Source organism: Rhodanobacter sp. B05, from assembly GCF_002001085.1.
Taxonomy (GTDB): Bacteria; Pseudomonadota; Gammaproteobacteria; order Xanthomonadales; family Rhodanobacteraceae; genus Rhodanobacter.
In genome coordinates this window covers 364,141-386,025 of record NZ_MUNU01000017.1, presented here as the reverse complement: position 1 = coordinate 386,025, position 21,885 = coordinate 364,141, and the positions used below count along the sequence as shown (strand labels likewise).

Here is a 21,885-nt window from a genome sequence, read left to right as displayed (position 1 = left end):
CACCGCACCGGCGGCCTCACACTCCGGCAAACACCAGGCTGCCGTTGGTGCCGCCGAAGCCGAAGCTGTTCGACATCACCGTGGCCAGCTTTTCCGGACGGCTCTTGCGCACGATCGGGAAGCCTTCGGCGCGCGGGTCCAGCGTGGTGATGTGGGCCGAACCGGCGACGAAGCCGTGCTTGAGCATCAGCAAGCTGTAGATCGCCTCGTGCACGCTGGCCGCGCCCAGCGAGTGGCCGGTGAGCGCCTTGGTCGAGGACAGCGGCGGTACCGCATCGCCGAACACCTCGCGCAGCGCATTGAGTTCGATGATGTCGCCCAGCGGCGTAGCGGTACCGTGGGTGTTGACGTAGTCGATCGGGCCGACGACGTTCGCCATCGCCATGCGCATGCAGCGCACCGCACCTTCGCCCGAGGGCGCGACCATTTCGGCGCCGTCGGAGGTGACGCCGTAGCCGACCAGCTCGGCATGAATCTGGGCACCGCGCGCCTTGGCGTGTTCGTATTCCTCCAGCACCAGCATGCCACCACCGCCGGCGATCACGAAGCCGTCGCGCTCGGCATCGTAAGGGCGCGATGCCGAGGCCGGGTGGTCGTTGCAGGCGCTGGACAGTGCACCCATCGCATCGAACTGCGCGGTCATGCCCCAGTGCACTTCCTCCGCACCGCCGGCAAACATCACATCCTGCGCGCCGTGGCGGATCAGGTCGGCGGCGGCGCCGATGCAATGCGCCGAGGTGGCGCAGGCGGCGGAAATCGAATAGCTCAGGCCGAGCAGGCCGAAGGTCGTGGCCAGGGTCGCCGACACCGTCGAGCACATCGTGCGCGGGACCATGTACGGACCGATCTTGCGCACGCCCTTGTTGCGCAGCAGGTCGCCGGTCTCGATCTGCCAGCGCGGCGAGCCGCCGCCGGAACCGGCAATCGCGCCGGTTCGCGGGTTGCGCACTTGTTCGGGGGTGAGGCCCGCGTCGGCGATGGCGTCGCGCATCGATACATAGGCATAGGCCGCGGCATCGCCCATGAAGCGCTTCAGCTTGCGATCGATCGCCGCATCCAGATCGATCTCCGGCACGCCGGCGACGTGGCTGCGCAGACCCAACTCGCGATACTCGGGAACCTCGCGGATGCCACTGTGGCCGTCACGCAGCGCCGCCGTCACGCTCGCCACGGTGTTGCCCAGGCACGACACGATCCCCATCCCCGTCACTACGACTCGACGCATCTCAGAAACCCTCGGTCGACTGGAACAGGCCCACGCGCATGTCGCTGGCCTCGTAGATCAGGCGGTCGTCGACGAAGGTCTTGCCGTCGGCGATGACCAGGCGCAGCTTGCCGCGGATCACGCGACGGATGTCGATCTCGTAGCGCACCAGCTTCGCCGTCGGCTTCACCTGGCCGGAAAACTTCACATTGCCCACGCCCAGCGCACGGCCGGCACCGGGCTCGCCCAGCCAGGGCAGGAAGAAGCCGCTGAGCTGCCACATCGCATCCAGGCCCAGGCAACCGGGCATCACCGGGTCGCCGATGAAGTGGCAATCGAAAAACCACAGGTCCGGACGGATATCCAGCTCGGCATGGATCAGGCCCTTGCCGTGGCTGCCGCCTTCCTCGGATATCCGCGTGATGCGGTCGAACATCAGCATCGGTGGCGAAGGAAGGCGGGCATTGCCGTCGCCGAAAAGCTCGCCGCGGCCGCAGGCACGCAATTGTTCGTAATCGAACGAGGAGGGACGCGTCATCGAAAATCCACCAGGTGAGAAAGTCGCGGAGTGTGCATGGGGTGCCGGGCTGTGGCCTTGACGTCGATCGCCAGCCGCGCCAACGGACAAGCGCTGCCCGTCATTGCATGCAAGCGAAGCGTGCGATACGTCTTCCCATCGTACATGCTCCGACAAGTGCACGACGTGAAATCGACATGGATCGACGACACCGAAACGCACCTGACGTCACTCTGCGCATCCGGTCCGGCTGCTCAAGGCGGGGACATCATCGGCTGCTGTCCCTTCCATTCCAGCTGGAGCCACAGCTTGGCGCTGTCGCGGCCAAATCCATCGGCCTGGTAACTCGCTACCTTGAACAGGCCGGTCAGCCCGCGCGGCAGCGGGAAGGCCAGCGAAGCATCCCATTCACTGCCGTAGCGCCCGCCGCGCGCGGCCCGGTAATCGTGGTACGTGACGGCCCAGGCGAGCTTGCTGGCAACGGGGCCTCGACCGAGCGGGCCCGACGCACCCAGGTAGCGATCTTCCAGCCCTCCGAGCGGGGTGACATTGAATTGGTCGTCCCATCCATTGAATGCGTGCAAGGTAGCCAGCGGCGTCTGCAAGGCATGCCGACCGTCGCTGCCAAGATATTCCCAACCCAGCCTGGCGGTGATCCCGTGAAGCGTCCAGGCGGGTTCCAGCAGCCAGTAGTTGACTGTATAGCTGGCCGGGTTGTCGGCGTAATCGGACTGCCGCGCAAACTCCGCCGACCAGCCCGGACCGGTGCCGCGTTCGACGTAGCTGCCGGACCAGCGCAGGCCGTAGGTCGCGGTGGAGGCCGCTCGCACGTCGCGATCCTCGTGGAGGTAGGCATAGCCCACCCAGCTTTGCGCTCCATGCACATAGCCGACGTTGAACAGGCTGGTGTCGAGCTTGCGTTCACGAGCCAGCGGACTGGTCGCGTCGGGGCCGGCGACCCTATGCACGCGCCCGAGCCAGTCGTAGTGCACGGTCCAGTCGCTCGCCGGTTGCCATTGCAGCGCGATCGCATCGTAAGTCTGCTCGAACTGGCGCCAGCCGCTGTTGCCGAGCCAGCGCTGATTGTCCAGCTGAAGCCGCTGACGGCCCAGAGTGGCGCTGAACGTCGTGCCCTGCCAGCGCAGCCAGGCCTGGTTGAGTTCGCCGCCACGCGGATCGGTGATCGCCGGATATTGGGTGCGGCCATTCGCCCCGCTGTTGTAGCGATCGCCGGCACTGGCTACGCCGGCGCCTTCGACAAAGGCGCTCCAGCCCTCGCCAAACGTCGAACGCAGGCCGAGTCGCAGGCGCAAGGTGTCGGCGCTGGCGTCGCGACTGAACGCATCGTCATCGACCTGCTCCTGGCGCAGGCGGGTGTCCCATTCCAGTTGCAGCGGCGTACTGTCAGCGCCTGCCGGCACCGTGCTGTCGACACCGCCGGCGTGCGTCCAGGGCGAAACGGCCAACCCCAGCACACAGGCGGCACGGAGCATCCGATAGCTTGCATTCATCGCGTTCCCCTTGGTGGATGCGCGCATCCTGCACAGGCAACGGCGACTCGCGATTGACCGCGGTCAATTCCGATGCATGAAAGCCGCGGCTGTGACAACACGCCGCGTCCACGCTCGCGAAAACGCCGCCATGAAGGCGGCGTCTCGCATGCCAATGGACGTCCGGGCATCCATTTGACGGCAGATGTCAGGGGCCCCTGGCCAGCGCGTCGACAGCCTTGACGAATGACGGGTCGAGCCGCCCGATCACCGTGGTGCGCGCCGCGATGCGCCCGTCCGCGTCGAGCAGCACCAGTTCGCTGCTGTGGTTGAATTCGCCGTCCGGCAATCGCCGGTACTGCAACCCGAGCAGGCCGGACAGCTGCCGCACCTGCGCCGGCTCGGCGCGGGCCAGCGTCCAGATGCGCGGATCGAGCTTGCGCCTGTCGGCGTAGTTGCGCAGCGCGGCCACGTCGTCCTTCGCCGGATCGAAGCTCACCGCGAGCAGGTCGATCCGCGAACGCACCGCCGGATCCAGCGCATTGCGGGTCAGCCGCATGCTGTCGATGATCAGCGGGCAGACCATCTGGCACGAGGTGTAGAACATCGTCACCAGCTGCGGCCGGCCGCGGCGTGCCGACAGCATCTGCTGCCGGCCGTCCTGGCCGGTCAGCTGCACCGGCAGCTGATAGACCGAATCGCCCGGCAACGGCTGGGTCGCATGGGCATTGCCGCCCAGCAGCAGGAGCATCGCGAGAAATGACAGCAGGCGTTTCATCGTAGATTCCTCAATCGGGCTTCGCGCAGCGGAAGCCCATGTTGTTGGTGGTGTCGGCAGCCTTCAGCGCGGACAGCATCGCGATGCGCATCAGCACCGCGTAGTTTTCCTTCTGCTGCATGCTGAGTGCGCCGGCACCGCAGAACTTCAGCAGGTCCGGATCACCTTGGTCGCGGCTGTCGCTGGCGACCATCAATGCATTGAAGTCGTCGACCCATTCCCATACCAGGCCATTGATGTCGCGCACGCCGTAGACGTTGGCGACACCGCCGATCTGCGGCAATGCCGTGCTGGAGGGCCGCGAGTACCAGCCCAGGATGCTTTCGCGCCAGGCAGGGTCGGCACGCGCATCGCGGCGGGTGGCATCGGCCGCGGCGGCGAACTCCCATTCGTACCAGCTCGGCAGGCGCGCCTGCTCGCTTTCGCAGTAAGCCTCGGCGGCAAACCAGCTGACCCGGGTTACCGGTTGCCGTGGCAGGGCCTGCTCGCCCAGGACATCGACGCTGGCCCAGTGCGTGAGGTAACGCGCATCGGCAAGGATGGGTGCAACCTTGTCACGCCGCCATCGTGGGTGGGTTTTCACGAACGCCAGGAACTCGGCATTGGTGACCAGCTCGGTACGCAGGCGGAATGGCGCGACCTGCGCCGCGGCCGCCTTGCCGTCAGCCGGCAACACGCTGGTGAAACGCCCTCCCGGCAGGGCGACGTAATCCGCCGCCACCGCCGGAAGTGCCAGCAGCAGGCCAAGACAGGCGAGTGCCGATGCACGCATCTCAGTGTGCCGCTGCCGGCGCGGGTGTCGCCGCCGCGCGTGCCTTGGCCACCTCGTCCTTGCTGAACTGGCCACCGGGATTGCCCCAGCTGTTCAGCACGTAGGTCAGGATGTTGGCCACCTCGTCGTCGGTCAGCTGCGACATCGGCGGCATCACCGAATCGTATTCACGGCCGTTGACGGCGATCTTGCCGGTCAGGCCGTGCGTCACGATGGTCATGGCGCGCTTCGGATCGGCGGCGAGCAGATCGGACTTCGCCAGCGGCGGAAACACATTCGGCAGGCCTTCGCCGTTGGCCTGGTGGCAGACCGAGCAGGTGCCGGCAAACAGTTGCTTGCCGGCGGCGATCTGGTCTTCCTTGGTCAGCGTGCCGGCAGCGTGTGCCGTGGCTGCGGTGGTCACGGCCTGCAGATTGCCGCCGGCACGATCGCCCAGGTAGACCGAGTCCACTTCCTTGCCCGAATAGACCGCCTTGTTCTCCAGGCCGTCCACTTTCAGGATGCCCAGCGCACCTTTGTTGAAGGCTCGGAAGATCGAGTGATCGACCAGTACGTAGCTACCCGGCACGTCGGTGTGGAACTCCACGATCGCGGCACCGCCGGATGGGATCAGCGTGGTCTGCACGTTCTCCTGTGGATGCGTGCCACCCTCGGGCTGCACCTTGTCGAAGATCTCGCCGATCACGTGGAAGCTGGAGATCAGGTTGGGGCCGCCGTTGCCCACGAACAGACGCACCTTCTGGTTGGTCTTGGCGGTCAGCGCGTTGTCGCCGGTGATCGAGCCTTCCCTGCCGTTGAACAGTACATAGGTCGGGCGCTCGTCGATCGCCTTCTCCATGTCGAACGGCTGGTGGCCCTTCTCGCGATATTTGCCGATGGTATAGAAGTCGCCCTGCATCACGTAGTACTCGTGATCGACCGGGCTCAGGCCCTCCGGTGGCTCGACCAGGATCAGGCCGTACATGCCGTTGGCGATGTGCATGCCGACCGGCGCAGTGGCGCAGTGGTAGACGTAGATGCCCTGGTTGAGCGCCTTGAAGGTGAACTGCGATTCATGCCCCGGCGCAGTGAAGCTCGAGGCCGCGCCGCCACCCGGGCCGGTAACGCCGTGCAGGTCGATGTTGTGCGGCATCTTGTCGTTGGGGTTGTTCTTCAGGTGGAACTCCACCGTGTCGCCCTGGCGTACGCGGATGAAGCTGCCCGGCACGGTGCCGCCGAAGGTCCAGAACGTGTAGCTGACGCCTTCGGAGATCGGCATCTCCTTCTCGATCACTTCCAGCTCCACGATGACCTTGGCCGGATAGTTGCGATGGATCGGTGGCGGTACGTGCGGCGGGCTGGTCAGCACCGCGTGGATCGGCTCGCCCTGCGGCGGCCCGAAGTCGCCGCGCTCGGAAGCGACGGATTGCGACGTGGTGGGGCTGCCGGCCGTACCTGCCGCCGTCGGCGCGGGCTTGCCAGAGCACGCCGCCAGCGCACATGCGGCGAGGGCGGCAACAACGGTGGACAACGGACGCAACATGAGCGGCTCCAGGTGGGGGGGTTCCTGGAGGCAGGATGACCGCTGGAGGCAACCCCTTCTTGATCCGCGTCAAGCCATGCCGCGATAACCGCGCACTGCGTCAGCGTGCCGCATGTTTTGCGCCGCGGCGTATCAGCCGGGCTTGCCGTCGGCGCGCGGGGTCAGGTAGATCCACGCCGAACGCAGTACCCACGGCAGGAATGCCAGCAGCCAGCCATAGGCCGCGATCACCAGCCACAGATAGACATCGCCACCGAACTCGGCGCGGATGCGCAGCAGCGCCACCACCTGCAGCAGCGCAAAACACAGCCACGCCACCTTGCCCATCTGCAGCGGCCGGCCCGAGTGACCCTGGGTCACCCGCGTCACCATCGCCACCAGCATCGAGCCGAAGAAGCCGATGCCCAGCGCGTGCAGCGGCGCGCGGCCCAGCACCAGATGCCCGCTGCTGGCGTACACCACGTCCTGGATCGCGAACAGGACGAACGCCACCGGCAGCCAGGCAAACGCGAGGTGCAGCACCACCAGCAGGCCCGGATGCATCGCCTGCCACGGCCGCCAACTCAACGCATGCCACGCAAACACCAGCGCCAGCGGCACATCGACCAGGTACAACCAGCCGAGCATCCCGCGCCAGGTCAGCAGCAGGTGCGCCAGCAACAGCACCCACACCACCGGCATGCTCCAGTCCGGCCGGATCACCGCATAGCCCTTCACCATGTTGCCGGTGAAGAACGGCAGCATGCGGTGCATCACCGAGAAGTAGATCGGCAACAGCAACCCGAACGTGCCGATGTGGATCGCCAGCAGCGCACAGTCCGCCGGCGCACCGAACAGATACGCCAGGAAGATCGCCAGCCCCAACGTGCCCAGGCACAACGCCGCCAGGCAGGAACGCGCATGGCCCTTGCGCTCGGCCACTGAGGCACGCAACACCCCACCCAGCGTCCACACGCCCACCAGGTAACCGACCAGCATCAGCGCGATGCCCAGCTTCAGCAACCACGCCAGGTCGAGCAGCCCGACATTCGCCAGCACATACCCCCCGAAAATGCAGCCGGCCACCGGCAGGAATCGCGTGCGTGGCAGGTCCGGGCGCCCCAGCCAGCGCGGAAACGTGGTCATCAGGAAGCCGAACATGAACAACGGAAACAGGCCGTACTGGATCAGCATCGCGTGCGCCCAGCCCGGCGGAATCGTCGGCTGCGGCCAGCCGGCCAGCCCAAAGCGCATCCAGGTCAGTTCCACCGCCCACCACGTCATGCTGAGCAGCACCGCGATGGTCCCGGCCAGGAACAGCGGTCGGTGCGGGGCGGAGGCGAGCAGGCGGGGAATATCCGCGAGGGGCGATGGCATATCGATGTCGGATTGCGGCGCGGGCATGGCGAGTGCAACTCGAATGAGAACGATTCGTCATGTTGGCAGATTGACGGGGTGGCGGCCATGACATGCATCAGTTGCCGCGGCAGCGCAGAACGGTGCTGCTCGCCGACGCAACGTGGCGTTCAATTGACCCCGGTCAACACCGATCCGCGACGCGTCGCGCACGCTGCACCCATCCGCACGGGAGACACGACCATGGGCAGGCTGAGTGGCAAGGTGGCACTGGTGACCGGCGGCGCGGTGGGCATCGGCGCCGCCTGCGTCGTGCGCATGATCGAGTCCGGCGCGCAGGTGGCCATCGTCGACCTGCACGACGACATCGGCCGGAAGCTGGCCGCGCAGCTTGGCGACAACGCCCGCTACTTCCACGCCGACGTGTCGGCGGAGGCCGAAGTGGCAGCGGCGATCACGGGCACGGTGGCAGCGTTTGGACGGCTGGACATCCTGGTCAACAACGCCGGCATCGCCGGGGCGAACAAGCCCACGCACGAGCTCACCGAAGCCGAGTGGGACCGGGTGCAGGCGGTCAACGTGAAGGGCGTGTTCTTCTGCACCAAGCATGCGATCGCGCCGCTGCGCGCGGCCGGCGCTGGCAGCATCATCAACCTGTCGTCGATCTACGGCCTGGTCGGCGCGCCGGATCTGCCGCCCTACCATGCGTCCAAGGGCGCGGTGCGACTGATGAGCAAGACCGATGCGCTGATCTATGCGGCCGACCGCATCCGGGTCAACTCGATCCACCCCGGCTTCATCTGGACGCCGCTGGTGGAACAGCACCTCGCCACGATGGGCGGCGACGTGCAGCAGCATCGACGCGAAGTCGGCGCGCTGCATCCGCTCGGCCACATAGGCGAACCGGACGACATCGCCTGGGGCGTGGTCTACCTCGCCTCGGACGAGTCAAAGTTCATGACCGGCAGCGAGCTGGTCATCGATGGCGGCTACACCTGTCGCTGAGTATTCATCCCTGTCGGGAAACCAGCCATGTTCAAGCACATCCTTCTGTCTACTGACGGCTCCGACCTGTCGCTGCGCGCGGCAAAGCTCGGCATCGAGTTGGCCGGGACCAGCGGCGCGCGGGTGTACGCCCTGCATGTGATTGCGCCGTATCACACCATTGCCTACATGGCCGAGATGCTGGCGGCCACCGAGATCACCTATGCCCGGGACGCCACCGTGCGCGCCGGCCAGTACCTCGCCGAAGTACAGCGCATGGCTGCCGAGGCCGGCATCGAGTGCGCCAGCAGCTACGTGCTCGATGACCAGCCGCACGAAGCCATCATCACCGCGGCTCGCGAGCAGCATTGCGATCTGGTGGTGATGGCAACGCACGGCTGGCGTGGCTTCACCCGGCTGCTGCTGGGCAGCGAGGTGCACAAGGTGCTGCTGGAAAGCGAGATCCCCGTGCTGGTCTGCCGTTGAGCCGGCGTCCGCCGGCATCCGCGGCGTTCGAACGTCGCGACGTAATCTCAGGAGACACTCATGTTCAAGCACATCCTGCTGCCCGTCGACGGGTCCGAGCGATCGCAGCGCGCGGTCGACCTCGGCATCGCGCTGGCCGCCGCACTGGGCGCCCGCGTCCATGCGCTGCACGTGTTGCCACCATTTCCGGCGGTGACGTATTTCGCGGCGGTCGCCCAGGCCAACGAGACGATGTACATCGAGCGCGCGGTGGCCAGCGCCGAACGCGTTCTGGCCGAAGTGCGGCGGCGCGCAGAGGCCGCCGGGGTTGCCTGCGTGGGGAGTCACGAGATCGACAGTCGCCCCGAATGCGCGATTGCCGCCGCTGTCTCGAAGTACCACTGCGACGCGATCGTGATGGCGACGCATGGCCGGCGCGGCATCGAGAAGCTGTTGCTGGGCAGCGTGACGCAGAAGACACTGCTGCTGGCCGATGTGCCGGTGCTGGTCTGTCGTTGAAGGACACGGTAGTTGCAGTCAACACGCCACACCGGGCCGCGACCGGGTGAGCCATCGCCGGCCACTTCATGCGGACGGTGGCAGCGCACACCAGGGAACCCTAAGGGGACGGAGGCAATTAAGCCACGCAACGCATCGCGACCCGCCTACCAGTACTTCTTCCTCCCCTTACTGGATCGTCAATCGATGCGCGCCACTATGGAGACATGCCGCGTCGCTCCCGCCTCGAACTACCAGGCACCCCGCTCCATGTCATCCAACGCGGGGTGAATCGATGCGCCAACTTCGTTGACGATGTCGACCGCCGACACTACTACGACCTGCTCTGCGATGCCGCAGACGCGCATGACATCGCAATCCATGCGTATGTGTTCATGGGCAACCACATTCATTTGCTTCTGACCTCGACACAACCGGACGCCCTGTCCCAAGCCATGCGCAACACCGGACAATGCTACGTGCAGGCCTTCAATCGACGTCACGGTCGGAGCGGCACGCTCTGGCAAGGGCGATTCAAGTCCTGTCTGGTCGACACCGAACGCTATGTGATGACCGTCTATCGCTACATCGAGCTCAACCCGGTCAGGGCTGCGATGGCAGAACGTCCGGAACAGCACCGCTGGTCCAGTGTTCACGCCAACTTGGGGCTGTTGAAAGATCGGCTTGTGACGCCCCACTCCATCTATCTGGAACTTGACCACGATGCCGTCGTGCGCGCAGCAGCCTACCGTACGTGGTTGCATGATGGTGTCAGCGACGACGACCCCCAGCGAATCCGCGCCCACCTTCAGCAGGAGCGCGCTCTTGGCGATACCAAGTTCCAGACCATGGTTGAGAAGGCCCTGGGTCGCCCGGTTGCCGTAAGGCCGCGAGGACGACCTATCTCGCCGCCATCACAACCACCGCACGACTGATGGCACATCTTAATTGCCTCCGTCCCATTTGCGGCGGCCCTCAATTTGCCTGGGAATCCTCAGAAACGCCGAAATAGCCCACGATCGCCCCGTAGTTTGAACAGCGCGGACCCGCCAATCGGCGTGTTTTTGAATGACAAGATTCCGTGCAAATCTGAATATACCAAAATAGTCTTTATCCTCTGCGTTCTTGAAATACACGTTATCTGGTAAACATCACCATGGCGTCCCAAGTTCGATTTGCAAAATATGCCAGCAAACGCCCATTTGCTACCAACGTTTGTCTTTGGTATCGCTACATTCAAAGGACCTGTCATGCAATAATAATCTCTATTTCCGCAATCCCTAAATTCTCCAGCGACCTCGGACGACGTATCATCGAGATTCGCACGCGATTTGCTTTGGACGCTAACAAATTTCGTCGCCACGTTGATGACAATTGCCCTAGAATCGCCCACACCTGCGCCGTCATAAACATAGCCTCGACTTCGACTACCGGCATTCACAACAGATGTCGATGATAAAATTAGCAAAATTACAACTGGTACTGCATGCTTAGCGAAATTCGTCATTTGTGGTCATCAAAGAGTTGGGAAGACGCGTTATTAAATGAATGCTGGTGATCATGCATATACTTAGCCGGATGATTGTAATACAGATTGTATAGAACAGTTTCATCAGGCAGCATATGAATGCCCTCATGTATAAATGTACGAGACAAATCAGCAGAGATGCTTAAGCTCTTTCTAGCTCTATCATATTCGATCGCATTTCGATAGATCGTCGTCTGTGGTTGATAATCCAGGACTCCATTGCGCGAATCGAAGCCACCTCCATAAGTACTGGCGCGGCTATCTTCGGTTCCTTTTGCGTCAGCAGGCCCATTCGCGTTGCTAGTCAATATCTTTGCCCCGATCAACGCGTTGGCAACTTTACCTGCGTTAGCCTCAAATTTTTTTCCATCTACTGAGACAGTCACGGTTCTTCCGGAATGAGCCACCAACCTATTTACAGCGGCAGTGTAAGCTTTGTTCACAGCCCTTAATTCTTAAGGACTGAATTTCCCAGCATTGTCATCAACTGTGCAGGTGTAGGCCCCCCCACACCCGTCGACTTGCATGTTCCACCGTCAGGATCAACATTGACTATCGGATTATTGTTAACATAATCATAACGATTAAAGCTGAACACATTACCTGGTCCCATCCCCGCCGGATCCACACTCAAAAACCGACCCACCGCCGGATCGTAATACCGCGCCTGCATGTACACCAACCCGGTCTCCGGATCATTCACATGCCCGGTATACCCCGGCCCGCTCGGCGGCGCCCCCAGCGCCTGACTCCCGTACGGCGCATAGTCGAACGTCGCCGTGATGTTGCCGCTGGCATCCGCCTCGGCCAGCGGCGTGCCCTGCGGGTCGGTGTAGACATAGGTCACCGTACCGGCATGGGCAACTCCGCCCAACATGACCAGCAGCCATAGCAGCCGCTTCAGCGCGTTGCCCGTCGTCGTTGAGCCTGTCTGGATATCCATGTCCATGCTCCTCATTGGATCGGCCCGGGCGGATCGGTCTGGGTGCCGTTCCCCGCGTTCGTGAACGCTGAACAGCCAGCGGCACTGCAGGCCTGGACCGCATAGAGCAGGGACTCGCTGGAGCGCGGGCCCGGCATCGTGGCGCTGGTCGCCGAGGTCGTGGCGACGATGGTCGTGGTGCCGAGGCTGTAGTTCGTCTTCTGCACGTTGTACGAGGTGGCGCCGGCGCTGGCCGACCAGGTCACGTAGTAGGTGACGCCGTGGACATAGGACGGTGCGGTGACGGTTGACGGTGGAGCGGGCGGCAGGGTCACAGCAACCGTGCCTGTGGCACTCCACGGACCACAGCCGCCGACGTTGCAGGCCTGGACGCGATAGCCATAACTGCCGTTGCCCTTGCCGCCGATCGCCAGACTGGTGGCGCTGCTGCTCTGGATCGTGCTCCAGCCGCCGCCGTTCACCTGCTCCTGCAGCGGATAGCTGGTCGCTCCGCCGACACTGCCCCAACTGACGGCATAGCTGCCACTGTGGTTGCTGGCCGGCACGCTCAAACTGGGTGTGCTGGCCGGCGGGATGGTCACCAGCGTGCCGCCACTGCTGACCAGGAACGCGCTGCAGCCGCTCGCGTTGCACGCCTGAACTTGATAGATCCAGGCCCCCGTGACCGTTTCGTGCTGGGTATAGCTGGTGGCACTGCCGCTGTAGACGTTGCTCCATCCGGTGACGCCGTAATCCGCGTGCTGCAAGGTGTAGCTGGTCGCGGTGGCGCTGGCCGCCCAGCTCACCACGACCGTGCCGCTGCTGGTCGCGGGTATGGTGATGCTGGCGGGGGTCGGCGGCGGGAACAGCACCGTCGTGCTGGCTACCAAACCTCAGGGTCAGAGTGCGCTTTCCGACTCGCGTGACCGGCCCTTGCCGACAGACGATGAGGCGGCCAGACCGTAAGCTCAGCAGGACAAGGGTCAGAGGACACGGGACGACTCGCACGATTGTGGGTACGACATTTACCGACGATCTGAACAGCAACCGGAAACCCGGGCCATTGAATCATGCCCTGACCGCTCATGCCGCATACGCAGCTCAATGCCGCCCCCGCGGCTTCGCCCGATGCGTCGGCGTCGCCGTCCACGGATCGTCGGGCCACGGGTGCCGCGGGTAGCGGCCCTTCAGCTCCTTCTTCACCTCGGGATAGGTGCGTTCCCAGAAGCCGCGCAGGTCCTGGGTGACCTGGATTGGACGGCCGGCGGGCGACAGCAGGTGCAGGGTGACGGGGATGCGGCCGCCACCCACGCGGGGGGTGTCGGCCAGGCCGAACAGTTCCTGCAGCTTGACCGCCAACACGGGAGCTTCGGCGCCGGCGTATTCGAGCCGGCGCGACTGGCCGCTTGGTACGACAAGTTGTTCGGGCACCTGCGTGTCGAGCAGTTGGCGCTGGTCGTAGTCGAACAACGCGGACAGTGCCTGCGACAGCTCTTCTGCGCGCAAGGCATCGAGGCGATGCTTGCCGTCCAGGGTTGGCGCCAGCCACGCATCGAGCGTGACCAGCAGCGACGTGTCGGACAAATCCGGCAGCTCAAGCTCGGGCATCCACGCGCGCAAGGCCTGCATGCGCGTGCGCAGGCGCTGCGCGTGGTCGCTCCACGGCAACACGCCGAGGCCGCGCGCGCGGATCGCGGCGAGCATGGCCGGCAGCGCGTCTTCCGCCTTCACCGGCACGCTGCGGCGGGTTAGCACAATGGCGCCGAAGCGCTCCTCGTCGAAAGCTTCGGCGGCGCCGCGCTGGTCGTTCCAGCGCAGCGTGCGCTCGCGGGTGAATTGCGCCGGGAAGTCGCGTTCGAGCGTGCGCGGGTCCAGCGGTGCGGCCGCGAACACCAGGCTGTCGCGGTCCTCCAGGCGCAGGTCCAGCACCACCAGCCAGGGTTCGCCGAGCAGGGCGGTGTTTTCATGCAGGCGCGCGCCGCGGCCGTTGGCAAGCGTGTAGCGCAGCGGATTGGTGTCGTCGCGGTGGGCGATGCGATCGGGAAAGGCGTGCGCCAGCAGGTCGCCGACGGTGTGACTGTCGGGCACGCCGCTGGCTGGACTACGGACGTCCAGACGTCGGCGCCAGCCCTTGCCGGCCTGCTCGATGGCAGCCAGCGCACCGCTGTCGGCCTCGCCACGCGACGAGTCACCGCGGCGGTCGCGCCAGGCATGCAGGGCCGCCACGCGCGCACGGAAATCATCGCTACGTGCGTGGGCGCCGCGCAAGGGCGAGCGCGCCTCCATCAGGGCGAGCAGGTCGGCGACCAGCGCGCGGCGTGGTTCGGGCGCACGCAATGCGGCGGCGCCGAGCCGTGGTGTGGCGCCGAGGTCGAGCATGCGTCGGCCCAGCGCGGTGATGCGGCCATCGTCGGCCAGCGCACCGAGCGCCCGCAGCAATTCGCGCGCCTGCGCCAACGCACCGGCAGGCGGCGGATCGAGCCAGGCAAGTCCGACGTTGCTGTCCGCGACGACGCCCCAGGCCGCGAGCTCCAGTGCCAGGCCGGACAACTCGGCCTGGTTGATTTCCGCGCCGCGCGCGCTTTCCAGTCGCCGGCTTTGCGGCCACAGGCGATAGGCGGTGCCGGCGGCCACGCGCCCGGCGCGACCCGCGCGCTGATCGGCCGAGGCCTGCGAGATCGTGACCGTTTCGAGTCGGGTGAAACCGGAGTTGGGATCGAAGCGCGGCTCGCGCGCCAGGCCGCTGTCGATCACCGCGCGAATGCCGGGCAAGGTGATGCTGGATTCGGCCACGTTGGTGGCCAGCACGATGCGGCGGGTGCCCGGCTCGCCCGGCGCGAGCGCGGCCTGCTGCTCGGCCAGCGACAGCTCGCCGTGCAGCGGCACGATCTCGATCCGATCCCCTCTCCCCCCGGCGACCGTCAGGGAGTCCCCTCGCGGGTGAGAGGGTGCCCCTTCAGGGGCGGGTGAGGGTGCGGGCGGAGCGAGGTGGCGTGCTCCGGACGTACCCTCCCCCCCGGCCCCTCTCCCGGTGGGAGAGGGGAGTGTCTGCGCCAATACCGCCTGCGCCCGCGCGATCTCACGCCGCCCCGGCAGGAACGCCAGCACGTCGCCGCCGGTTTCCTCAAGGGCCTGGTGCACGACGCGGGCGAGCTGGTGTTCGAGGCTTTCCTGCGCACGTGCCGGCGGATGCTCGATGCGCACCGGAAAACTGCGGCCGGGACTGCTGATGCGCGGAGCGTCCAGCCATGCCGCGATGCGTTCGCCATCCAGCGTGGCGGACATCAGCAGCAGGCGCAGCTCGGGGCGCAGGGTGGCCTGCACGTCGAGCGCGAGCGCCGCGCCGAGATCGCCGGCCAGATGCCGTTCGTGGAATTCGTCGAAGATGATCGCGCCCACGCCGGTAAGCTCGGGATCGGCCTGGATCAACCGGGTCAGGATGCCTTCGGTGACCACCTCGATCCGCGTTGCCGCGCTCACCTGCGACTCGAAGCGGATGCGGTAACCGACGGTCCGGCCCACCGGCTCGCCGAGTTGCTGCGCCATGAACTGCGCGGCGGCACGCGCCGCGATGCGGCGTGGCTCCAGCATCACGATCTTCTGCCCGGCCAGCCACGGTGCATCGAGCAGGGCCAGCGGCACCTGGGTGGTCTTGCCGGCGCCGGGTGGCGCCTCCAGCACCAGCCGCGGCCGTGCGGCCAGCGCGGCCAGGATGTCCGGCAAGACGTCGGTGATCGGGAAGCTGGGCGGAAGCACGGGGATGGCGACAGTCATCCGTGCAGATGATAACGGCTGCCGTCGAAACGACGGGCCCGCACGGGCCCGTCGTCGTCGAAATTCCTACTGGGTCACGGGCTTCAGACACGCCGCCTGCTGGCTGCGCGCCGCCTCGACGCTGCCCAGCTTGCCGCTGTGCTTGCGCGCATCCAGCACCACCTGCCAGTTGCGCTCGCACAGCTCGCCGTGCCGCGTGCCCTGCTCCCACGACTGCATCGCCAGATCCTGCGCGGTGGCATAGTCGCCATGCTGCAGCGCGGACTCGGCGTGTTGCTGCAGTTGCTGTGGCCAGCTGACAGTCGTCATCGGCGCCGGCGCGGTCTCCGCCACCGGGAAGGTGGTCGCGGCGGCAGTCGCGGGCGACGCTGCCGATTCGTTGCCGCGACGCAGCGGCGCCAATGACTCGAACTTGGCCTGGTAGTCGTCGGTGATCTGCCGCGCGTCCTCGCTGCCGCGGATGATGCGCGGCGTGATCAGCACGATCAGCTCGGTGCGGTCGCGGTTGCGGTTGGTGCTGCCGAACAGGCGGCCGATGAAGGGAATCCGGTTGAGGCCGGGTATGCCCGTGTCGGTGTTGCCTTCGTCCTGCTGGATCAGACCGCCGAGCAGCACGGTCTGCCCGCTCTGCACCGCCACCTGCGTGCTGAGCTGGCGCTGCGAGATGGACGGGTTGCCGTTGACGATCGGCTGCGATGCGTCGCGCTGGCTCACCTGCTGGCTGACATTCATGTACACCAGGCCACCTGGATTGATCCGCGGCTGCACTTTCAGGATCACGCCGGTATCCAGGTATTGCACCTCGTTGTAGCTGGTGGTCGAACCCAGTCCGGTGTTCACGCTGGTCTGATTGATCGGGATGCGGTCGCCGACCTGGATGGTTGCCGGCTGGTTGTTCATCACCACCATCGACGGGGCCGACAGCGTCTTGGTGTTGCCGCTGGTCTCCATCGCCCGCACCGCCACCTGCAGATTGTTGTTGAGGAAGGAGTAGAAGAACGGCTCGCCACCGTAGGCGTTGCCGCCCTGGCCCAGGGCGATCTGGCGCGGGTTGGTCGGATGCCCCGGCGTGATCACCGGATTGCCGCTGCTGTCGGTGCTGCTGGTGCTCCCGGACAGGCCCTGCAGATACCACTGCACGCCGAACTGGAACTGCCCGGTGAGCTTGACCTCGAGGATGCGCGTTTCGATCTGCACCTGCAGCGGCACGCTGTCGAGCTTGTTGATGGCGCTCTTGATCTCTTCCCATTGCGACGGCCGGGCCCGGATCAGCAATTGATTGTTGCTGTCGACCGAGCTGATCCGCACGCTGCCGTCGCTGGACGCATATTGCTGGTCGCCGGCGCTACTGCCCTGGCCGCTGCTGCCAAATGCCGACGAGGTGCCGCCCGATGCGGTCCCGCCCATGCCGGTGCCGGTGCTGCTGCCGTCGCGGCTCAGACCGCCGCTGCCGAACCCACTGCCCGAACTGCCGTTCAGACCGCCGGCACCGGACGAACCGAGGCCGGTGCCGGTATTGCCGAAACCCCCTGCGGTGCTGCCCATGCTGGTGGCATTGGCATTGTCGGCACTGCCCAGCGTGGCGCTGCCGAGGCCCGGCCCGACCTGGCCGCCGTTGTCGCCGCCACTGCCGGCGCCATTGGTATAGATCTGCGCCAGGTACCTGGCCAGGTCGGAGGCTTTCAGGTTGCGCACGTCGTACACGAACAGCTGCGGCTGGTTGCCGCCGCCGGCGTCGATCTTGCCGATCCAGTCGCCCACTTCGCTCAGGTAATCGGGCTGGGTGCTGATCACCACCAGCGCATTGGTCCGCTCGATCGGGATGAAGCGCAGCATGCCCGCCAGCGGGGTGCTGCCGTGTTCGCCGAACAAGGCGTCCAGCTTGGGCATCAACTCGCCGACCTTGGCGTACTGCAGGTTGAACACGCCCACCGAGGTGCCGCGCAGCCAGTCCACGTCAAAGGTGCGCACCATGCGCTCATCATCGACCAGCTCCTGCGGCGTACCGGCAAGCACCAGCAGGTTGCGCGACGGGTCGACCAGCAGCACCGCGTCCTTGCGCACGAACGGCTTGATCAACTTCTGCATCTCGGTGGCCGAGATGTAGCGCAGCGGGAACAACCGCGCCTGCAGCCCGCCCGCGGGTGCGGCGGCGCCGAGGCTGGGCACGAGGTTGCCGGAGACGGCATCCTTTTCCGGCAGCACCACGTAACCGCCCGCGCGCCTGACCAGGGCGTTGTGGGTCCAGCTGAGCAGGGTCTCCAGGATCGGCAGCGCCTGATCCTGTTCCACCGGCTGGGAGGTGGAGAAGGAGATGTTGCCCTCCACGCCCGGCACGATGGTGTAGTTCTCCTTCAGCAGATCGCCCAGGATGGCCTTGACCACCGCCTGCACCGGCTGGTTCTCGAAGTTGAAGGTCACCGCATTGCTGCCGCTGGCGGTCTTGTGCGGCGTGGCCAGGGCGATGGGTCGCACGAAGCGGCCGCTGCCCTCGCTGATGCTGGCCTTGGGCGGCACCGGCGTGCTGCTGTTGTCCAGATCCCGGTTCAACGGCAGCGGTGCCGGCACCGGGTTGTGCGTACCGGCCATGGCCTCGCGCTGCAGGGCGCCGTCGTCGTGCGGCTGCGGCAGGCTGGCGCAGCCGGCGAGCCAGACGAAGCCGGCCAGGATGATGGTGCGCAGGACGCGCGAGTTGGATAGGCGGACCATGGATCAATGCTCTCCTTCGTGGGACGCGGCAGCGCGTTCTGCACGACGTTGCTGGATACTTCGGCGCAGCCGTTCGAGGGCCGATTCAGGTGGATGGTCCAACTCGGCCGGCGTCACCCCCCGGGCGCGCCCGGGGCCGGCATCGAACTTTGTTCGCCCCGCGCCTTCGGGCTGCACCTGCATCATCGCGGCACCAGGTGCCGGCGGCTGCCGGTCGCGCGGATCGCCGGGCCCGCCCTTGGGCTGGTCGATCGGCGCCCCGGCCGGCAACTTCAGCTCGGTGCGGCCGGCCGCTGAATCGAACAGCGCCGAACGCTGGTGCACCTCGACCAGGGTCACGCTGCCGTCGGGCAGGCTGGCCCCCTGGTGCAGGCGGATCTCCTTGTCGCCTTTCTTGTCGTGCAGCAGGGCCATGCGCAGGTCGGGGGTGATGATGATGCCGGTCAGTTCCAGATCGCCCAGGTTGCTGCCGCCCGCGGCGGCGTGCGCCATCGGCTTGCGATCCGGATTGAACAGCGGCTTCTGCCACACCAGGCTGAACTCCTGCAGTGGTATGGGCCGCGGCAGGTCGGCGCTGTTCCCCGCCGCCGGCAACGGCGGCAGTGCACGTGCAGCCTTCCAGTGCACGCCACGTCCCACCCCGCCCAGCAGCAGCAACAACAGCACGCCGAGCACCACGGCGATGCCACCGAGCAGCGGAGTCAACCGACGTTGGTGGGAGGCGTTCATGGCGACTCCCCCGCGTCGGTCGGCGGGTTCGCCGACTGGGTGGCGGACGGGCGCACATAGCCGGACAGGGTGAACTGCACTTCCAGCGGCGCACCCTGCTCGCGCTGCACCGCTACCGGGTTGCGGTAAATGCTGAGATCGTCGACGAACAGGTAGGGCGTGCCCTGCTCCAGCGCCTGCAGCACGGCCGCCAGCGGCTCGATGTCGCAGCTCAGGCTGATGCTTACCGCGGCCTTGCGATAGGGCTCGCCGGGTGGTGTCTGCGGCGCCGGCAGCGGCATCTTCTGGCTCACCACGCAACGTCCGCCCTGGGGGCTGCGGCCGACCACGTCGACCACCTGCTGCATCAGGTCGGCCGCCGCATTGTTCGGATCGTCGGCGGCGAGGAAGGCATCGCTGGCGGCCTGGCCGGCACCCAGCGCCGCCAGACGCTGCTGCAGTGCCGGCTTCTCCGCGATCGCCGCGGCGTAGCGGCTGTGGGTGTCGCGCAACTGGGACATTTCGCCGCGAATCTGCTCCAGCGGCGCCACGAACCACCAGTGCAGCAGCACGAAATAGGCCAGCAACAAGGCCAGCAACAGCAACAGGATCGCGGCGATGCGGCTCTCGCGCGGCTTCAGTGCGCTCATCTTCATGGCGCACCCGCCGTGTCGGCGGTGGCCGGCGCGGGCCTGCCGGTGGCCGGCTGCTTCACCCTGGCGGTCAGATAGAAGCGCTCCTTGCCGGTGGCCTGATCAGGCTGGATGCTGCCCTGGAAGCCGGCATCGGTGATCAGCCGCGAATCCTTCAGCGCATCGAGCAGCTTCGCCGCCTGCTGGCTCTGCCCCTGCATGCCGATCTGGCCGGTGTTGTCGACGCTGAAGCGCTCCAGCCAGGTGCCGTCCGGCAAGCGTGCGGTGGTGTCCTCAAGGATGCTCAGCATGCTGACGGTATCTTTCTTGCGCTTCGCCAGGAAACCGGCGGCACCGGCGTTGTCCTGCAGTTGCTGGCGCAGCGCGGCTACCTGCTGGGCATCGCCGCGCATGCCGGCCACCTCGGCCTGCATGCCGGTGAGGGCCACCTCGCGGTTGTGCAGCCACTCGCCGCAGACCAGCACCAGCAACAGCACCGCCACGGCGGCCACGATCAGGTTGAGGCGCCGCCGCGGGTGCGCCCGGTGCGGCATCTGTTCCGGCGGCAACAGGTTCACGCCGAGACGATCATCGGCCTGCGCCACATCGACCGCATCGATCGAGATGCCTTGCGCGCGCACGCGAGCCAGCAGTGGATCGAGCGCGGCGCGGGTGGCCGCCACCAGTTCGACCTGGCAACGCCCGGCCGCCGCCGTCACGCCGATCTCGCGCACGGCGTAATAAACCTGCGCCACGCCGAACGGGGTCTGCCGATCCATCTCGAACCCGACCACCTGGTGCAGGTTGTCGCGTGCCGCCAGCGGCAGCAGCAGCGTACGCCGCAGCACGATGGCCGCCGGCAGCAACAGCGCCACGCGCAGATCCGCGGGGTCGACGTGCTTCAGCGCCGCGTGGAAGGCCGGCGCCGGCGCGTCCGCGGCAGCCTCGTCCCAGGCCGCCAGGGGTTCGGCGCGACCACGGCGACGCAGTATCCAGCGTTCGCCCGCCGCCTGCAGCAGGTACCAGTCCGCGCCAACACCGAACCAGTCACGCCAGGGCGGCGGCAGCAGCGCACGCAACTCGCCACCCCACCAGGCGAGGAACGCCGGCATCGGCGAACCGCGCCAACCGCGGCGTACACGATCCCACCACGGCCGCAGCGACTGCATCGCCGTACTCATTCCTGCTTCCCCTCCTGCCAGCGCAATACGGCGTAAGGCTTCACCCCAGCCAGGCCCGGCTGCATGCGAACCGTCGCGTTCAGCACGGCGCGCGTCCCGTCAGCCAGGGTGGCCTCGGACTGGATACTATGCGTTGTTCCGTTGTTGAGAGCCAGACTCGGATCATTCGCGTTTTTCAGGCGCGTGGCGCGGATCGTCGCCAGTTGCTGCGCCGTCATCCCGGGAATCGCCTGCAGCGCAAGCGGCGGCGCGGTGTTCGGGTCCGGGCTGGTGTTGCCCGCCCAGATCGTCAGCACCGGCGCGATGCGCCGGTACAGCGCCGGCGTCATGCCCAGCACCATCTGCGCCTCCTCGATCGTGGCGAACGGACCGTGGCGCGGGCCGTAATGGCGGCCGGCGGCGGCATACGCCGCCCGCTGGCTGTCCGCCGCATCGGCGATGATCGGGGCGTTGCGCCAGTCGATCACGCGGTCGGCGAGTTGACTGGCCTGGTCCGCGGGCAGCCCGGCGGCCCGGAACAGCGCTCGCAGAACGTCGGGCGTGTCGGTGTTGAGATCGACCTTGCCGCCCTCGTCGGTCGCGTGCACCACCACGGTGGCCTGGTCGTACTTGAAGGTGTAGCCGCGGCCGTCGCCGATCCAGCGCTGCTTCAGGCGTGGATCCTGCAGGCCGTAGATCGCGCGCATCAGGCCCGCCTCGGCGGCGTAATGCGCCTGGGTCTGGGCGAACTGGAAACGCGCCTGCAAGCCCTCGGTACGCGCCATCGCGGCATAGCCGCCCAGCAGGATCGCCAGCAAGGTGCACGCCCACAGCACCAGCAGCAGGGCAACCCCGCGCTGGCCGGCACGCGCTGGCGGCACGCACCG

General features: G+C 66.4%; 20 protein-coding genes. 4 read left to right on the top strand and 16 right to left on the bottom strand.

Features of this window, described 5'->3' with window-relative positions; genetic code table 11:
• Nucleotides 1-16: 16 nt before the first annotated feature.
• The 7 genes from fabB to B0E47_RS13115 all read right to left on the bottom strand — a co-directional run bounded on the left by fabB (nt 17) and on the right by B0E47_RS13115 (nt 7,639).
• Nucleotides 17-1,225 carry a beta-ketoacyl-ACP synthase I gene (gene fabB / locus B0E47_RS13145; RefSeq protein ID WP_077514698.1) on the bottom strand — a complete coding sequence of 403 codons (1,209 nt, stop codon included), beginning with the start codon at nt 1,223-1,225 and terminating at the stop codon, nt 17-19.
• 1 nt (nt 1,226) lies between these two features.
• A complete protein-coding gene (fabA, locus tag B0E47_RS13140) occupies nt 1,227-1,742 on the bottom strand; it encodes a 3-hydroxyacyl-[acyl-carrier-protein] dehydratase FabA (protein WP_077514697.1) in 516 nt (171 codons plus the stop codon).
• Nucleotides 1,743-1,975: 233 nt separating this feature from the next.
• A complete protein-coding gene (locus B0E47_RS13135; RefSeq protein ID WP_077514696.1) occupies nt 1,976-3,232 on the bottom strand; it encodes an alginate export family protein in 1,257 nt (418 codons plus the stop codon).
• A 187-nt stretch (nt 3,233-3,419) separates the two neighbouring features.
• The gene (locus tag B0E47_RS13130; RefSeq protein ID WP_077514695.1) at nt 3,420-3,989 is read right to left on the bottom strand and encodes an SCO family protein; all 570 of its coding nucleotides are present in this window, start codon (nt 3,987-3,989) and stop codon (nt 3,420-3,422) included.
• A gap of 10 nt (nt 3,990-3,999) precedes the next feature.
• Nucleotides 4,000-4,761, bottom strand: coding sequence for a formylglycine-generating enzyme family protein (locus B0E47_RS13125; protein WP_077514694.1), 762 nt, complete (start codon nt 4,759-4,761; stop codon nt 4,000-4,002).
• Between the two features lies 1 nt (nt 4,762).
• Nucleotides 4,763-6,283, bottom strand: a complete 1,521-nt coding sequence (gene nirK, locus B0E47_RS13120; RefSeq protein WP_077514693.1) for a copper-containing nitrite reductase — start codon at nt 6,281-6,283, stop codon at nt 4,763-4,765.
• 132 nt (nt 6,284-6,415) lie between these two features.
• Nucleotides 6,416-7,639, bottom strand: a complete 1,224-nt coding sequence (locus B0E47_RS13115; RefSeq protein ID WP_254422923.1) for an NnrS family protein — start codon at nt 7,637-7,639, stop codon at nt 6,416-6,418.
• 222 nt (nt 7,640-7,861) lie between these two features.
• Between B0E47_RS13115 and B0E47_RS13110 the strand changes: the two genes are divergently transcribed.
• From B0E47_RS13110 to B0E47_RS13095, 4 genes are all read left to right on the top strand, one after another.
• Nucleotides 7,862-8,623, top strand: coding sequence for a glucose 1-dehydrogenase (locus B0E47_RS13110; protein WP_077514691.1), 762 nt, complete (start codon nt 7,862-7,864; stop codon nt 8,621-8,623).
• Between the two features lie 27 nt (nt 8,624-8,650).
• Nucleotides 8,651-9,088, top strand: a complete 438-nt coding sequence (locus tag B0E47_RS13105; protein WP_077514690.1) for a universal stress protein — start codon at nt 8,651-8,653, stop codon at nt 9,086-9,088.
• A 60-nt stretch (nt 9,089-9,148) separates the two neighbouring features.
• Nucleotides 9,149-9,586, top strand: coding sequence for a universal stress protein (locus tag B0E47_RS13100; protein ID WP_077514689.1), 438 nt, complete (start codon nt 9,149-9,151; stop codon nt 9,584-9,586).
• Nucleotides 9,587-9,792: 206 nt separating this feature from the next.
• Nucleotides 9,793-10,500 carry a transposase gene (locus B0E47_RS13095; RefSeq protein ID WP_077514688.1) on the top strand — a complete coding sequence of 236 codons (708 nt, stop codon included), beginning with the start codon at nt 9,793-9,795 and terminating at the stop codon, nt 10,498-10,500.
• A 568-nt stretch (nt 10,501-11,068) separates the two neighbouring features.
• On the opposite strand, the gene B0E47_RS16925 is transcribed toward B0E47_RS13095, so the two are convergent.
• The 9 genes from B0E47_RS16925 to B0E47_RS13055 all read right to left on the bottom strand — a co-directional run bounded on the left by B0E47_RS16925 (nt 11,069) and on the right by B0E47_RS13055 (nt 21,879).
• Complete coding sequence (locus B0E47_RS16925; RefSeq protein WP_139351462.1) at nt 11,069-11,536, bottom strand: hypothetical protein; 468 nt, start codon at nt 11,534-11,536, stop codon at nt 11,069-11,071.
• Between the two features lie 5 nt (nt 11,537-11,541).
• A complete protein-coding gene (locus tag B0E47_RS17050) occupies nt 11,542-12,036 on the bottom strand; it encodes an RHS repeat-associated core domain-containing protein (protein WP_168171068.1) in 495 nt (164 codons plus the stop codon).
• An 11-nt stretch (nt 12,037-12,047) separates the two neighbouring features.
• Entirely contained in the window at nt 12,048-12,905 is an 858-nt protein-coding gene (locus tag B0E47_RS17045) for a hypothetical protein (RefSeq protein WP_217318933.1), read from the bottom strand.
• A 211-nt stretch (nt 12,906-13,116) separates the two neighbouring features.
• Nucleotides 13,117-15,789, bottom strand: a complete 2,673-nt coding sequence (gene hrpB / locus B0E47_RS13080; protein ID WP_077514685.1) for an ATP-dependent helicase HrpB — start codon at nt 15,787-15,789, stop codon at nt 13,117-13,119.
• 66 nt (nt 15,790-15,855) lie between these two features.
• Nucleotides 15,856-18,498: a type II secretion system secretin GspD gene (gene gspD, locus B0E47_RS13075; protein WP_077514684.1), complete on the bottom strand. Its 2,643-nt coding sequence runs from the start codon at nt 18,496-18,498 to the stop codon at nt 15,856-15,858.
• Nucleotides 18,499-18,501: 3 nt separating this feature from the next.
• Nucleotides 18,502-19,227, bottom strand: a complete 726-nt coding sequence (locus B0E47_RS13070) for a general secretion pathway protein GspN (protein ID WP_077514683.1) — start codon at nt 19,225-19,227, stop codon at nt 18,502-18,504.
• Nucleotides 19,224-19,862, bottom strand: coding sequence for a type II secretion system protein GspM (gspM, locus tag B0E47_RS13065; RefSeq protein WP_077514682.1), 639 nt, complete (start codon nt 19,860-19,862; stop codon nt 19,224-19,226). Before gspM ends, B0E47_RS13070 begins: the two co-directional genes overlap by 4 nt.
• Nucleotides 19,859-21,019 carry a PilN domain-containing protein gene (locus tag B0E47_RS13060; protein ID WP_077514681.1) on the bottom strand — a complete coding sequence of 387 codons (1,161 nt, stop codon included), beginning with the start codon at nt 21,017-21,019 and terminating at the stop codon, nt 19,859-19,861. The genes gspM and B0E47_RS13060 overlap by 4 nt, the downstream gene beginning before the upstream one ends.
• Complete coding sequence (locus B0E47_RS13055) at nt 21,016-21,879, bottom strand: type II secretion system protein GspK (protein WP_254422922.1); 864 nt, start codon at nt 21,877-21,879, stop codon at nt 21,016-21,018. The genes B0E47_RS13060 and B0E47_RS13055 overlap by 4 nt, the downstream gene beginning before the upstream one ends.
• Nucleotides 21,880-21,885: the final 6 nt, after the last annotated feature.